This window comes from Bradyrhizobium sp. AZCC 2289 (assembly GCF_036924615.1).
GTDB lineage: Bacteria > Pseudomonadota > Alphaproteobacteria > Rhizobiales > Xanthobacteraceae > Bradyrhizobium.
Genome location: NZ_JAZHRY010000001.1, coordinates 7,814,750 through 7,827,988, shown reverse-complemented (window position 1 = coordinate 7,827,988; position 13,239 = coordinate 7,814,750). Strand labels below are relative to the sequence as shown.

Sequence of the window (13,239 nt, the reverse complement as noted above, 5' to 3'; positions counted from 1 at the left end):
CCCCGGAGACCGCCGAATGGACTTGACCCGCCTCGAAATCAACCGCCGAACCGCGCTGCTGACATCGGCCGCGATCGCGGCGAATGTCATCAATCCGATGCGGGCTTTTGCACAGGAAACACCGCGCAAGGGCGGCGTGTTCAACGTCCATTACGGCGCCGAGCAGCGCCAGCTCAATCCCAGCATTCAGGCTTCCACCGGCGTCTACATCATCGGCGGCAAGATCCAGGAAAATCTGGTCGACCTCGACGCCAACGGCCAGCCGGTCGGCGTGCTCGCCGAGAGCTGGGAAGCCGCGCCCGACGGCAAGACCGTCACCTTCAAGCTGCGCAAGGGCGTCACCTGGCACGACGGCAAGCCGTTCACCTCGGCCGACGTCGAATTCACCGCCATGAATATGTGGAAGAAGATTCTGAATTACGGCTCGACGCTGCAGCTTTTCCTAACCGCAGTCGACACGCCGGATCCGCAGACCGCGGTCTTCCACTACGAGCGTCCGATGCCGCTCAACCTCTTGCTGCGCGCGCTGCCCGACCTCGGCTACATCTCGGCAAAGCACCTCTACGAGAGCGGCGATATCCACCAGAACCCGACCAATCTGGCGCCGGTCGGCACCGGCCCGTTCAAATTCGTCAAATACGAGCGCGGGCAATACATCATCGCCGATCGCAATCCGGACTACTGGCGCCCCAATGCGCCCTATCTCGACCGCATCGTCTGGCGCGTGATCACCGACCGCGCCGCGGCCGCGGCGCAAATGGAAGCCGGCGAATTGCATTACAGCCCGTTCTCGGGCCTGACGATCTCGGATATGGCGCGGCTGTCCAAAGACAAGCGCTTCATCGTCTCGACCAAGGGCAATGAAGGCAACGCACGCACCAACACCATCGAGTTCAATTTTCGCCGCAAGGAGCTGTCGGATATTCGCGTCCGCCGCGCCATCGCGCATGCAATCAATGTGCCGTTCTTCATCGACAATTTCCTCGGCGACTTTGCCAAGCTCGGCACCGGGCCGATCCCCTCGACCTCGACCGATTTCTATCCCGGCGCCAACACGCCGCAATATCCCTACGACAAGGCCAAGGCGGCCGCGCTACTCGACGAGGCCGGCTTCAAGGCGGGCGCAGGCGGTACCCGCTTTTCGCTAAAACTGCTGCCGGCGCCGTGGGGCGAAGATATCTCGCTGTGGTCGACCTTCATTCAGCAATCCCTTGGCGAAGTCGGCATCACCATCGATATCGTGCGCAATGACGGCGGCGGCTTCCTCAAACAGGTCTATGACGAGCACGCCTTCGACCTCGCCACCGGATGGCATCAATACCGCAACGACCCTGCCGTCTCGACCACGGTGTGGTACCGCTCGGGCCAGCCCAAGGGCGCGCCCTGGACCAACCAATGGGACTGGCAGGATGCCACCGTCGACACGACCATTGACGACGCCGCCACCGAGATCGACCCGGCCAAGCGCAAGGCGCTCTATGCCGAGTTCGTCAAGGAGGTGAATACGGAACTGCCGGTCTGGATGCCGATCGAGCAGATTTTCGTCACGGTGATATCGGCCAAGGCGCGCAACCACTCCAACACCCCGCGCTGGGGCTCGGCAAGCTGGCACGATCTTTGGCTTTCCGCCTGACGCGAAGTCCGTCAGTATCTCCCCATGCGCATCCTTGGCCTTGCGGGGCGGCGTCTTGCCGCCTCGATTCCAACACTCATTCTGATCCTGATCGGCGTGTTTTTGCTGTTGCAGCTGGCGCCGGGCGACACCGTCGACGCGCTGATGGCGCAGATGGGCGGCGGCGATGCTGCGACCGCACGCGAGCTGCGCAAGTTCTACGGCCTCGATTTCTCAGTCCCCGTGCAGCTCGGCAATTATCTGTGGCGGCTGATCCGCCTCGATCTCGGTTTCTCCTCGATCTACGGCAAGCCGGTCGCGACCGTGATCCTGGAACGGCTGCCGCCGACCATTCTATTGATGACCGCCTCGCTGTCCTTTGCGTTCTTCTTCGGCCTGTTGTTCGGCGTGATCGCCGCCCGTGGCGTCAACCGCTGGCCGGACACGCTGATCTCGACGCTCGGCCTGATCTTCTACGCCACCCCGTCGTTCTGGTTCGGATTGATGGCGATCGTGGTGTTCTCGATCTATCTGCAGTGGCTGCCGGCGGGCGGGTTTCAGGATATCGGAACCGCGCAAGCGGGCATTTGGGGCGTCATCGACATCGCAAAACACCTGGTGCTGCCGACGCTGACGCTTGGGCTGATCTTTCTTGCCATCTATCTGCGCATCATGCGCGCCTCGATGCTGGAAGTCCTCAACCTCGATTATGTCAGGACCGCGCGCGCCAAGGGCCTCGACGAGACCCGCGTGGTAACGCGCCACGTCCTGCGCAACGCGCTGTTGCCGATGGTGACGCTGATCGGCCTGCAGGCCGGCACCATGCTGGGCGGCTCCGTCGTGGTCGAAAGCGTGTTCTCGCTGCCCGGCCTTGGGCGGCTGGCCTACGAATCCGTGGTGCAGCGCGACCTCAATACGCTGCTCGGGATCGTGTTCGTCTCCGCCCTGCTCGTCATCGTGGTCAACTTCGTCGTCGACCTCCTTTATGCGCGGCTCGATCCGCGCATCGCGGCCGAGGGCTGAAGGCATGGACGCGCTGAAACGCTATTTTCGCAGTCCCGCTGCGGTCGCAGGCCTGATCCTGCTGCTGGTGGTGATCGCGATGGCCGCCAGCGCCAGCTTCCTCTATCCGCGCGATCCGCTGGCGCTGGCCGGACGTCCCCTGATCTGGCCGTTCTCAAATCCGCGCTTCCTGCTCGGCACTGACAATTCCGGCCGCGATATCGCAGCGCAGATTTTCTACGGCGCGCGGATTTCGCTGCTGATCGGCGGCGTCGCCACCGCGATCGCGATCCTGATCGGCATCCTCGTCGGCGCCTTTGCCGGTTACTATGGCGGCTGGGTTGACAATGTCTTGATGCGGATCACCGAGGCATTCCAGACCTTGCCTAATTTCGTGCTGCTGCTGGTGCTGGTCGCCGTGTTCGGCTCGACGCTGACCACCGTCACGATCGCGGTCGGCGTGGTGTCATGGCCGGCGCCGGCGCGGCTGACCCGCGCCGAATTTTTGTCGCTGCGCAACCGCGAATTCGTCCAGGCCGGACGGACGCTCGGCATGAAGGACCTTCAGCTGATCCTCGGCGAGATCCTGCCCAATGCGATGCCGCCGGTCATCGTCTACGCCAGCGTGGTGATGGCGGTCGCGATCCTGCTCGAAAGTGCGCTGGCGTTCCTTCGGCTGTCCGACCCCAACGTCGCCTCCTGGGGCAATCTGATCGGGCTCGGCCGCGACGTGCTGCGGGTGCAGTGGTACGTCTCGGCGATCCCCGGTATCGCAATCCTTGTCACCGTGCTGGCGGTGTCGCTGGTCGGCCAGGGCCTCAACGATGCGCTCAATCCGAGGCTGAAGAGCCGATGAGCGAGATCGCCGCCGCCGTCCTCTCGATCGAACATCTCGGCGTGAGCCTGCCGAAAGGCGCAGACCGGCCGCATGCGCTGTCGGATGTATCGCTGTCGATCGCCTCGAACGAGATCCTGTGCGTGGTCGGCGAATCCGGTTCCGGCAAGTCGATGATGGCCAACGCCATCATGCGGCTGCTGCCGAACGAGGTTCGAATCGATAGCGGCCGCATGGTGTTCGGAGGGCGCGACCTCTGCGCCGCTTCCGTCGCCGAGATGCGCCAGGTGCGCGGCGCCGGCATCGCCATGATCTTTCAGGAGCCGATGACCGCGCTCAATCCGCTGCGCACCATCGGCGATCAGATCGCCGAGATGTTTTCGATCCATACAAAGCTGTCGAAGGCCGAGATATCCGCCAAAGTGCTGGCGCTGCTCGCCGACGTTCGCATCCCCGACCCCAAAGTCGCGGCAAAGGCCTACCCGCATGAGCTGTCCGGCGGCCAGCGCCAGCGCGCCATGATCGCGATGGCCCTGGCGCTCGATCCGAAACTCCTGATTGCCGACGAGCCGACGACGGCGCTCGATGTCACCACGCAGGCGCAAATCCTGAAGCTGATCCGCGACCTGCAGCAGCGCAAGAAAACCGCCGTGCTGTTCATCACCCATGATTTCGGCGTCGTCGCCGAGATCGCCGACCGCGTGGTTGTGATGCAGCACGGGGTAGTCGTTGAACAAGGTGCAGCGGCACAGGTTCTCAACGATCCGCGGCACCCCTACACCAAACAGCTCATTGCCGCCGTGCCGCCGCTGAAGGCGCCGCCGGCGCGCATTATCTCGGGCAAGAACATCCTGACCATATCGGGCGTCTCAAAAACCTATCGCACCGGCGGCTTTTTGGGACGCGGCGCGCGCGTGACGCCGGCGGTCCAGGACGTGTCGCTCAACCTGCCGAGGGGCGCGACTCTCGGCATTGTCGGCGAATCCGGCTCCGGCAAATCGACGCTGGCGCGCTGCATCGTGCGGCTGATCGATCCGGAGACCGGATCGATCGTGCTCGGCGGCAAGGACTGGGCGAAACTAACCCGCGAGGAGGTCCGCCGCGAAACCCGTCATATCCAGATGGTGTTTCAGGACCCGTTCGCCTCGCTCAATCCGCGCCGCAAGGCGGCCGAATTGGTCGCGCAGGGACCGATCGTGCACGGCACGCCGCGGGCGGAAGCCATCGCCGAGGCCAAGGAGCTGTTCGCGCTGGTCGGCCTCGATCCCTCCTCGGCTGACCGCTTTCCGCACGAATTCTCCGGCGGCCAGCGCCAGCGCATCGGACTGGCGCGGGCGCTGGCGCTCAAGCCGGACGTGCTGGTCGCCGACGAGCCGGTCTCCGCGCTCGACGTTTCCGTGCAGGCGCAGGTGCTGAAACTGCTGGCGGGGTTGCGCCAGCGGCTCGGCCTGTCCATCATCTTCATCACCCATGATCTCCGGGTCGCCGCGCAGATCTGCGACCTCGTGGCTGTCATGAAGGATGGCGCCGTGGTGGAGCAAGGGCTCGCCGCCGACGTGTTCGGCAACCCGCAGCATCCCTATACGCAGGCGCTGCTGGCCTCGATTCCCGGCGGCGATTTCACCCGCAAGCGCGACGCGGCGATCGTGTAGCCAGGCACGCGCGGTACGCAGCGTTTCTCTACTCGGCCGCTTCCGGCTTGCGCTCCTCGCGCAGCCGAAAACGCTTGAGAAGCGCGGACACGGTGTCGCGGAAGCCGCCATACTCCAGCTCGGAATAGGGCAGCATCGCGGCGCCAGACCAGCCCTGGCTGCGCATCTCGATCGCCTTGCGCTGGGCGCGCTGACGGACCTCATCCCACGCAAGGTTGTCGAAGAAATCGGTATACGACTCCGAGAATTTTCCGTCCTTGTCGATCGAAAAGCCGGCGCAGGAAACGATCGGCAGGCAGTACATACCCGTCACCGGCGTGTTAAGTGGCACCGGCATCAACGGCATCACGTGCGAGCCGCGCGCATCGCCGCCCACGAAGTGCGCCTTGGCGAACGGCGAGATGATTTCTTCGGGCGCCGGGAAAATCCCCTGGTTTCTGACGATCGCAACCGGATCATCCTTGCCAGTGTACTTGCCTGCGATCGAGTGAAGGCGCTGCGCCGAAACAGCAACGGCGACCTCGCCATGTGTTTGAGAAACGATACGGTCAATGCCAAAGCGCTCGTTGTCGCGAAGCAGCGCCGCAATATGGTAGCCGTCCGCGGGCGCGTCGAGTTCGATCACGCTGTCGCCACCCGTGTTATCCATGTCGATGACATGGAAACGGAAACCCTTGATCATCGGGGGCAGCATCAGCCCGGCGCAATACATCGGATCGGCAAAGGCTAGATAGAGCGGCAGGTTGTAGGCGCCGGGGCCGCATTTGTCGGCGGCGAACACCATGAAGGACTCCGCGGGTCTCGCACCCGAGAGGCTGTGCTCGAAGCTGAGCTCGGCGACGGCCGGGCCGGCACCGCGAACGTTTCCGGAAGGTGCGTCGACGAGAAGATCCTGGCCGGCGCCATAGAGCCCGGAAGCCTTCGCGACCGATGTGGCTGCGAGAAACGTTTTCCATGCGAATTGATGTACCTCGGAGCTGCCTTCGCCCCGTGTGTGCGTCATGATGATCGCAATGTCGTCGCCGGTGTGGCGGACGAAACCGTCGATCAAGAGGTCATTGTCGATCGCTTTAGCGACCTCGCCCTCGACAGTCGCCATCATGCGTGCAGACGGTTTCGTGTGCCCGCCGACGGAACCAATGTCAGCCTTGATGACCGAAAGAGTGAGTCTCATGAGCATTCCTCCGACCGCAGCTCAGCGCCTCCGCCTCGGCGCTCGCTGCGCCGGGGCGACGGCGCTGCTCATCAATGAAAGGAACCTCTGAAAGGTTCCTCGCTGCATTATGGCCCTCCAGCAACCGCGTGTCGATACGCGCTTACGACGCACCGCAGCAGCCGATCATGCCACGGTCCGGATTGACGCTCCCCGTACTATGACGCACGGTTGAGAAAGATCGGCAACCCCCGTTTGTTGGCGTAGATGGGACGGTAGCGCTTCGTGTTGTACGTGCTGGCGACGTCCAATTTGCGTGGCCCAAGTCTGGCGTCAGGGATAGGCACGAGGTCGTAGCGGCCATCGACCAGCGCCGACATGAGGCCGGTCCCGCCTTCCAAAATGGCATCGTAGGCCATGTTGCCGAAGGTCAGGGCGACAAGCTTGTCGATGAAGTCGGGATCGCCCGATCGCAGATCGTAGGTGAGGTCGGAGACGATGGTCTCCTCGCCCGTGCGCCGCTTGATCTCGTCGGCAAGCGCTTCGGCCACGCTGGCCTTCTTGCGGTGACCATAGGCGTCGGGCTCGCCGTATTCCTGCATTTTGTAGCTCTCCCACTCGGCGCCCTCGCTGAGCACGATCAGCGCATAATTGCTCGGGTTGGCGTGCTTGTCCTCGAGCAGCAACTGGATCAGTTCGTCGAGATTGACCTTGTATTCCGGTATGACGCATCGAATCGAGGTCGCGTACGCGGTGTAGAGCGCGGTAAATCCGGCATCACGGCCGAAGATCCGGAAAATGCCAATTCGTTCGTGCGAGCCGACGGTGGTGCGCTGCCGCTGGATGGCATCGCTGGCGCGGGTGATCGCGGTCGAGAATCCGATGCAGTACTCGGTGTTCCGGACGTCGTTATCCATCGTCTTCGGAATGGCGATGATCTTGACGCCGAGTTCGTTGAGCTTGTCCGCATAGCTGAGCGTATCGTCGCCGCCGATCGCGATCAGGTGTTCGATGCCGAGCCCCGAGAGGTTCGCCAGCACCTGCCTCGTGAGGTCCCACGTTTTGGTTGCGATGCCGCCCTTGGTACTCTCTGAGAATGGAAAATCCCTGCCGACGAGATGATCAGGCAGCTTTTTCGTTTTGGACGGATTGGTGCGGCTCGAGTGCAACACGGTGCCGCCGCGCCGGTCGATGGTGCGGGTGTTTTCACGGTTCAGTGGAATGAGGTAGTGAGATTTGCTGGCGGGGTCGTCCAGGTTCAGATGGGTAAGGGCCTCCCAACCGCGGCGGAGCCCGACGACCTCGATGTCGTCCTCACTGCCGCGATAAGTCACGCTCTTGATGACCGCGTTGAGGCCGGGGACGTCGCCGCCGCCCGTGAGAATGCCGATGCGCTTCCTCGCCATGCCCACCTCCCAGGATTGCCATAGCGTAATAACGCCTGCATCACGTTGTGGTTTCCGTAAGGCGGGTCCGTGGCTATCCGCCAGCGGAGGCATACTCGCCTAAATCTCCACTTTGAGTTGCGCGACCCTCCTTGCTCTACATCTCCCGCGCGTCGCGCCGCCGGTAGACAAGCAGCATCAGCGGCGCCAGTTTGCGCAGCAGCCCATGGGCCACGATCGGCACCGGCTCGGTGAACGGCAGCGCTAATTCCTTCTCCGGCACACCGCGAACCGCCTTCGCCAACTCACCGCCGAGTGGAATCGTGAGCGCCACCGCGCGGCCGTTGCAGCCGGTCCAGCCAAAGGCATTCGGTCCGAGCCGGTGAATGCGCGGCAAAAAGTCCGTGGTCATCCCGACATAGCCGTTCCAGACGTAATCGAAGGAGATCTCGCCGATCTGCGGCCAGAGCTGCTGCAGCCGCTCCGTCACCCGCGCCTTCAACCGCTCGGCCTTGTTGCCCGGACCGATCACGGCGCCGCCGGTGACCAGGCGATTGCGCGCATCGTAACGCGCAAAGTAAAGCTCGCCGTGGGTATCGGACATCGCCTGCCGGCCGGGGATGATGGTCTTGCGGACATTGTCGGACAAAGGCTGCGTCGCCATCTGCCACGACAGCACCGGCATCACTTCGGTCGCGATATCAGGCACCAGCGATTTCGAGAATTCGCCGCTATAGGCATTGGTCGCGACCACCAGCGACCGGCCCGAAATCTCGCCCTTCGCCGTCTTCACCACCCATTTGCCGTTGCGGCGCTCAAAACTCTCCGCAGGCGAGCGCGCATAAATCCGCGCGCCGAGACCGAGCACGGCGCGCGCGAGGCCGCGCGCCAGCGCCAGCGGATTGATGTGGCCGCCGGTCCTGTTCCAGAAGCCGCCGTACCACGCGTCCGAGCCGAGCATGTCGCGCGCCTGCTCGCGCGACAGCAAGTCGACCGGCGCGCCGTAGTTCGACCATTGCCGCACCCGCCGCTCGGCGATCTTGATGCGGCCGGGCGAATGCACCGGCTGAACCCAGCCGGCCTGCTCCTGCTCGGCCTCGATCTTGTAGCGTTGCGCCACCTCGAACAGCGTCGAGGCGCTGTCGCGGAGCATCCCGACAAAGCGTTCGCCGACCGCGCCATGCCTGGCGATGATGTCGTCCGGATCGGGCCGCGACAATGTCGGGATCACCTGGCCATTATTGCGCCCGGACGCACCCCAGCCCGGCTCCGCGGCTTCGACGATGGCAACGTCGACGCCGGCTTCGCGCAAATGCAAGGCAGTCGAGAGCCCCGTGAAGCCCGCGCCGATCACGATGACATCGGCCGCTTGCGTGCCGATCAATTCCGGAAGATCCGGCCCCGGCGGCGTCGCCGCAGCCCACAGCGAGTCGGGCCAGCGGACGTCTGTCGTATTCATCGGGATCCTTTCTTGCGGGCGCCTGATCGATCTGGTTAGCTTAAACCTTCAATCCATGCCGGGGAAATAAAAGAGTGGCACTCAAAAACGTCATCGGACTAGATCACGCCGTCGTCATGGTGAAGGATCTCGACAAGGCCGCGGAAAACTGGAAGCGGCTGGGGTTCACCATTTCGCCGCGCGGCACTCACAGCGCGCATATGGGATCTGGCAATTACACCATCATGCTCGACCCTGATTATATGGAATTGCTCGGCGTACTGACGCCGACGGAACATAATGCTCCGGCGCGGGCGTTTCTGGAGAAACGCGGCGAAGGCATCGAGCGCATCGCCTTCACCGCGGTGGATTCGGCCGCCGGCGCCGAAGAAATTCGCGCGCGCGGCTATGTGCCGATCGGTCCGACCGATTTCGAGCGCCCGGTGATGATGCCCGACGGCACGCTGTCGGCGGCCAAATTCCGGACCTTTCAATGGCCGACCGCGGAAGCGCCAGGCGGCGTGCGCATCTTCGCCTGCCAGCACAAGACGCGCGAAACTGTCTGGATCCCCGAACTGATGAAGCACGCCAATGGCGCCAAGCGCCTGAAGCAGGCGCTGATCGTCACGCCGGATCCGGCCAAGGACGCCGCGCATCTATCGCGCTTGATCGATCGCGACGTGCGGGCCGAACCGGACGGCGCCATCGCGGTGCCATCGGGCGGTGACCGCGCCGACTTCGTGTTCCTGACCAGGGATCAGCTCGGCAAGCGCTATCCCGAAGTTTCGCTCGCGGGCCTGCCCGAGCGCGGCGGCGCCGGTCTTGTGATATCAACCGATGTCGCGGCTGCCGAGAAAGCGCTCGGTTCAACCGGTGTCCACAGCAGCGGCGCCATCTGTGTGCCGCCTGCTGCGGGCAATGGCACGCTGCTCGCCTTCGTGAAGGCGTAGCCGGAAAATCCTGTGCGCGCGGCCATCGCACTGCGATACCGCGCACATTAGGGCTATGCACACCGCTCGCGCGCGCTAGTATTCTCCCAAAATACAAGCCGACCCCAGGGAGAGAAACCATGAACGATCATCTGATCTCGCGCCGTGCATTGCTGGCAGGCACGGCCGCGGCCGGCGCACTCAGCCTCACCGGATTGCCCGCGCGCGCCGAACCGCAATGGAAGAAATACGCCGGCACCAAGCTGGAAGTGGTCCTCGCCAAGGGGCCGCGCGGCGACAATCTGCAAAAGCACATCAAGGAATTCACCGATCTCACCGGCATTCAGGTCGAGTCGGAGCAGATTCCGGAGCAGCAGCAACGCCAGAAGGCCGTCATCGAGCTCGCCTCGGGCAAGCCGAGCTTTGACGTCGTCCATGTCAGCTATCACGTGCAGAAGCGGCAGTTCGAGAAAGCCGGCTGGCTCGCCGACATGACCGGCTACATGAAGGACCCGAATCTCACCGCGCCCGACCTCGTCGAGAGCGATTTTTCCGCCGCCGGGCTGGAATACGCCAAGAACGACAAGGGGCAGATGCTGTCGCTGCCGTGGTCGGTCGACTATTTCATCCTCTATTACAACAAGGAGCTGTTTGCGAAGAAGGGCGTCGCGGTGCCAAAGACTTTTGACGAAATGGTCGCCGCGGCCGAAAAGCTCACCGACGCCAAGGAGGGCATTTACGGTTTCGTCGGACGCGGACTGCGCAACGCCAACATGACGCTGTGGACCAACTTCTTCCTCAACTATGGCGGCGAATTCCTGGACTCCAAGGGCAACATCCTGACCGACGGTCCGGAGGCGATCCAGGCGACAAAACTCTATCAGACGCTGCTGACCAAAGTTGCGCCTCCGGGCGTGGCCGGCTTCAACTGGATGGAATCGATGGCGTCGTTCACGCAAGGCCGCTCGGCGATGTGGATCGACGGCGTCGGCTGGGCGCCGCCGCTGGAAGACCCGGCCGCCTCGCGCGTCGTCGGCAAGGTCGGCTACACCGTCGTGCCGGCCGGACCGAAGGGACAATATTCGGCGACCTATGGCGACGGCCTCGGCATTGCGGCCGCGAGCAAGAACAAGGAAGCCGCCTATCTCCTGTGCCAATGGGCGGTGTCGAAGACGCAGGGCGCGCGGCTGTTGCAGGCCGGCGGCGGCGTGCCGTTCCGTAACTCCATCCTCAACGATCCCGAGATCCAGAAGGGCGTGAAGATGCCGAAGGAATGGCTGCAATCGGTGATCGATTCCGCCAAGATCAGCAAACTCGGCCTGCCGGTGGTGATTCCGGTCGCCGAATTCCGCGACCTCGTCGGCGCGGCGATTACCGCGACGCTGGCCGGCGCCGATCCCGCAACGGAATTGAAAAAGGCCCACGAGCAGTACCGGCCGATCCTGGAGCGCAGCGAGAAAGCGTGAGTGCGTTGACACGGACTACTCCGGCCGCGGCGGACAACGATGCCGCGCCGGAGCGCGAATGGCGGCCGCCGTCCTACTGGCCGTTCGTAATCCCGGCGCTGGTCGTCGTGCTCGCGATCATCATATTTCCATGGCTGTTCACGATCTGGATGAGCCTGAACGAGTGGAAGGTCGGTTCGCCGACCACTTTTGTCGGGTTCGCCAATTATTGGCGGCTGCCGAACGATCCCCGCTTCGTCGAGGCGGTCGGCCACACCATTCTCTACACGGTCCTGTCCGTACTGCTGCCGCTGGTCTTCGGCACGCTGGCAGCGGTGGTGTTCCACGCCAAATTTCCCGGGCGCGGCTTTCTGCGCGGGGTGTTCATCATGCCGATGATGGCGACGCCGGTCGCGATCGCGCTGGTCTGGACCATGATGTTTCACCCGCAACTCGGCGTGCTCAACTATCTGCTGTCGTTGGCCGGCCTGCCGCCGCAGCTCTGGGTGTTTCACCCGGCAACCGTGATCCCGTCGCTGGTGCTGGTCGAGACCTGGCAATGGACCCCGCTGGTGATGCTGATCGTGCTCGGCGGCCTCGCCGCGATCCCGGTCGAACCTTACGAGAGCGCGCAGATCGATGGCGCCGGCGTCTGGCAGATGTTCCGCTACATCACGCTGCCGCTGATCACGCCGTTCCTGTTCATCGCGGGCATGATCCGCATGATCGACGCCGTCAAAAGCTTCGACATCATTTTTGCGATCACGCAAGGTGGGCCGGGCTCGGCGTCCGAGACCATCAACCTCTATCTCTACAGCGTCGCCTTCATCTATTACGACCTCGGCTATGGTTCGGCGATCGCAGTCGTGTTCTTCCTGCTCATCATTGCGATGGCCGCCATGATGCTGCATCTGCGGCAGCGCACGCTGTGGACCGAGATCGGCGGTGGCGCATGAGCTTGCGTCAGATCCTCGGCAAGATCGGGCTTTGGCTCGCGGTGTTCGTCATCGTGTCGCCGGCTATCCTGTTCTTCCTTTGGATGGCCTCGCTGTCGCTCAAATTCGAGGTCGATAACGCCGCCTACCCGCCGGTCTTCATCCCCGAGCACTTTGCCTGGAAGAATTACGCCGACGTGCTGGCGTCGAACCGGTTCCTGACCTATTTCGTCAACAGCCTGATCGTGACCGGCAGCGCGACGTTGCTGGCGATGCTGGTCGGCGTGCCCGCCGGTTACGGGATCGCGCGCATGGCCGCGCACAAATCCGCGATCGTGATCCTGATCGCCCGCATCACGCCGGGACTGTCCTATCTGATACCGCTGTTTTTGCTGTTCCAGTGGCTCGGACTGCTTGGCACGCTGCTGCCGCAGATCATCATCCATCTCGTGGTGACGGTGCCGATCGTGATCTGGATCATGATCGGCTATTTCGAGACCACGCCGCTGGAACTCGAGGAAGCCGCCCTGATCGACGGCGCCACGCGCTGGCAGGTGTTCCGCCACGTGGCGCTGCCGATCGCCCGCCCGGGACTGGCCGTCGCCTTCATCCTCGCGGTGATCTTTTCCTGGAACAATTTCGTGTTCGGTATCGTGCTGGCGGGGCGCGAGACGCGCACGCTCCCGGTGGCCGTCTACAACATGATCTCGTTCGATCAGTTGAGCTGGGGACCGCTGGCGGCCGCAGCACTGATCGTGACGCTCCCGGTGCTGCTGCTGACGGTGTTCGCCCAGCGACAGATCGTCGCCGGGCTAACCGCAGGTGCCGTCAAGGGCGGGTAAGCTGGCTTACT

At 63.5% G+C, this 13,239-nt stretch carries 11 protein-coding genes; 8 read left to right on the top strand and 3 right to left on the bottom strand.

Annotation, left to right across the window (positions count from 1 at the left end; translation table 11 throughout):
• Window positions 1–16 precede the first annotated feature (16 nt).
• The 4 genes from V1289_RS36980 to V1289_RS36965 are packed head-to-tail and all read left to right on the top strand — an operon-like array spanning window position 17 to window position 5,101.
• Window positions 17–1,633, top strand: a complete 1,617-nt coding sequence (locus tag V1289_RS36980; RefSeq protein WP_334403655.1) for an ABC transporter substrate-binding protein — start codon at window positions 17–19, stop codon at window positions 1,631–1,633.
• A 24-nt stretch (window positions 1,634–1,657) separates the two neighbouring features.
• Window positions 1,658–2,635, top strand: a complete 978-nt coding sequence (locus V1289_RS36975; protein WP_334403653.1) for an ABC transporter permease — start codon at window positions 1,658–1,660, stop codon at window positions 2,633–2,635.
• A 4-nt stretch (window positions 2,636–2,639) separates the two neighbouring features.
• Window positions 2,640–3,470: an ABC transporter permease gene (locus V1289_RS36970; protein ID WP_334403652.1), complete on the top strand. Its 831-nt coding sequence runs from the start codon at window positions 2,640–2,642 to the stop codon at window positions 3,468–3,470.
• Window positions 3,467–5,101: an ABC transporter ATP-binding protein gene (locus V1289_RS36965; RefSeq protein ID WP_334403650.1), complete on the top strand. Its 1,635-nt coding sequence runs from the start codon at window positions 3,467–3,469 to the stop codon at window positions 5,099–5,101. Before V1289_RS36970 ends, V1289_RS36965 begins: the two co-directional genes overlap by 4 nt.
• Window positions 5,102–5,129: 28 nt before the next feature.
• Here the strand turns inward: V1289_RS36965 and V1289_RS36960 are convergent, their stop codons facing one another.
• From V1289_RS36960 to V1289_RS36950, 3 genes are all read right to left on the bottom strand, one after another.
• Window positions 5,130–6,275 carry a fructose-1,6-bisphosphatase gene (locus V1289_RS36960; RefSeq protein WP_334403648.1) on the bottom strand — a complete coding sequence of 382 codons (1,146 nt, stop codon included), beginning with the start codon at window positions 6,273–6,275 and terminating at the stop codon, window positions 5,130–5,132.
• A gap of 197 nt (window positions 6,276–6,472) precedes the next feature.
• Window positions 6,473–7,660, bottom strand: a complete 1,188-nt coding sequence (locus V1289_RS36955) for a 6-phosphofructokinase (protein ID WP_334403646.1) — start codon at window positions 7,658–7,660, stop codon at window positions 6,473–6,475.
• Window positions 7,661–7,796: 136 nt separating this feature from the next.
• Window positions 7,797–9,098, bottom strand: a complete 1,302-nt coding sequence (locus V1289_RS36950; protein ID WP_334403644.1) for an NAD(P)/FAD-dependent oxidoreductase — start codon at window positions 9,096–9,098, stop codon at window positions 7,797–7,799.
• A gap of 74 nt (window positions 9,099–9,172) precedes the next feature.
• Between V1289_RS36950 and V1289_RS36945 the strand changes: the two genes are divergently transcribed.
• The 4 genes from V1289_RS36945 (at window position 9,173) to V1289_RS36930 (ending at window position 13,228) form a co-directional block, all read left to right on the top strand.
• Window positions 9,173–10,027 carry a VOC family protein gene (locus V1289_RS36945; RefSeq protein WP_334403642.1) on the top strand — a complete coding sequence of 285 codons (855 nt, stop codon included), beginning with the start codon at window positions 9,173–9,175 and terminating at the stop codon, window positions 10,025–10,027.
• 119 nt (window positions 10,028–10,146) lie between these two features.
• Window positions 10,147–11,472, top strand: coding sequence for an ABC transporter substrate-binding protein (locus V1289_RS36940; RefSeq protein ID WP_334403640.1), 1,326 nt, complete (start codon window positions 10,147–10,149; stop codon window positions 11,470–11,472).
• Window positions 11,469–12,407 (top strand): carbohydrate ABC transporter permease, encoded by a 939-nt coding sequence (locus V1289_RS36935; RefSeq protein WP_334403638.1) that lies wholly within the window; start codon window positions 11,469–11,471, stop codon window positions 12,405–12,407. The genes V1289_RS36940 and V1289_RS36935 overlap by 4 nt, the downstream gene beginning before the upstream one ends.
• Window positions 12,404–13,228, top strand: coding sequence for a carbohydrate ABC transporter permease (locus V1289_RS36930; RefSeq protein ID WP_334403637.1), 825 nt, complete (start codon window positions 12,404–12,406; stop codon window positions 13,226–13,228). The genes V1289_RS36935 and V1289_RS36930 overlap by 4 nt, the downstream gene beginning before the upstream one ends.
• The last annotated feature ends 11 nt before the right edge of the window (window positions 13,229–13,239 follow it).

Excerpts from the sequence above, each read along its gene's own strand:
- V1289_RS36975 (WP_334403653.1), top strand. The coding sequence starts at position 1,658 with ATGCGCATCCTTGGCCTTGCGGGGCGGCGTCTTGCCGCCTCGATTCCA.
- V1289_RS36960 (WP_334403648.1), bottom strand. The coding sequence starts at position 6,275 with ATGAGACTCACTCTTTCGGTCATCAAGGCTGACATTGGTTCCGTCGGC.
- V1289_RS36970 (WP_334403652.1), top strand. The coding sequence starts at position 2,640 with ATGGACGCGCTGAAACGCTATTTTCGCAGTCCCGCTGCGGTCGCAGGC.
- V1289_RS36950 (WP_334403644.1), bottom strand. The coding sequence starts at position 9,098 with ATGAATACGACAGACGTCCGCTGGCCCGACTCGCTGTGGGCTGCGGCG.
- V1289_RS36940 (WP_334403640.1), top strand. The coding sequence starts at position 10,147 with ATGAACGATCATCTGATCTCGCGCCGTGCATTGCTGGCAGGCACGGCC.
- V1289_RS36930 (WP_334403637.1), top strand. The coding sequence starts at position 12,404 with ATGAGCTTGCGTCAGATCCTCGGCAAGATCGGGCTTTGGCTCGCGGTG.
- V1289_RS36955 (WP_334403646.1), bottom strand. The coding sequence starts at position 7,660 with ATGGCGAGGAAGCGCATCGGCATTCTCACGGGCGGCGGCGACGTCCCC.
- V1289_RS36980 (WP_334403655.1), top strand. The coding sequence starts at position 17 with ATGGACTTGACCCGCCTCGAAATCAACCGCCGAACCGCGCTGCTGACA.
- V1289_RS36965 (WP_334403650.1), top strand. The coding sequence starts at position 3,467 with ATGAGCGAGATCGCCGCCGCCGTCCTCTCGATCGAACATCTCGGCGTG.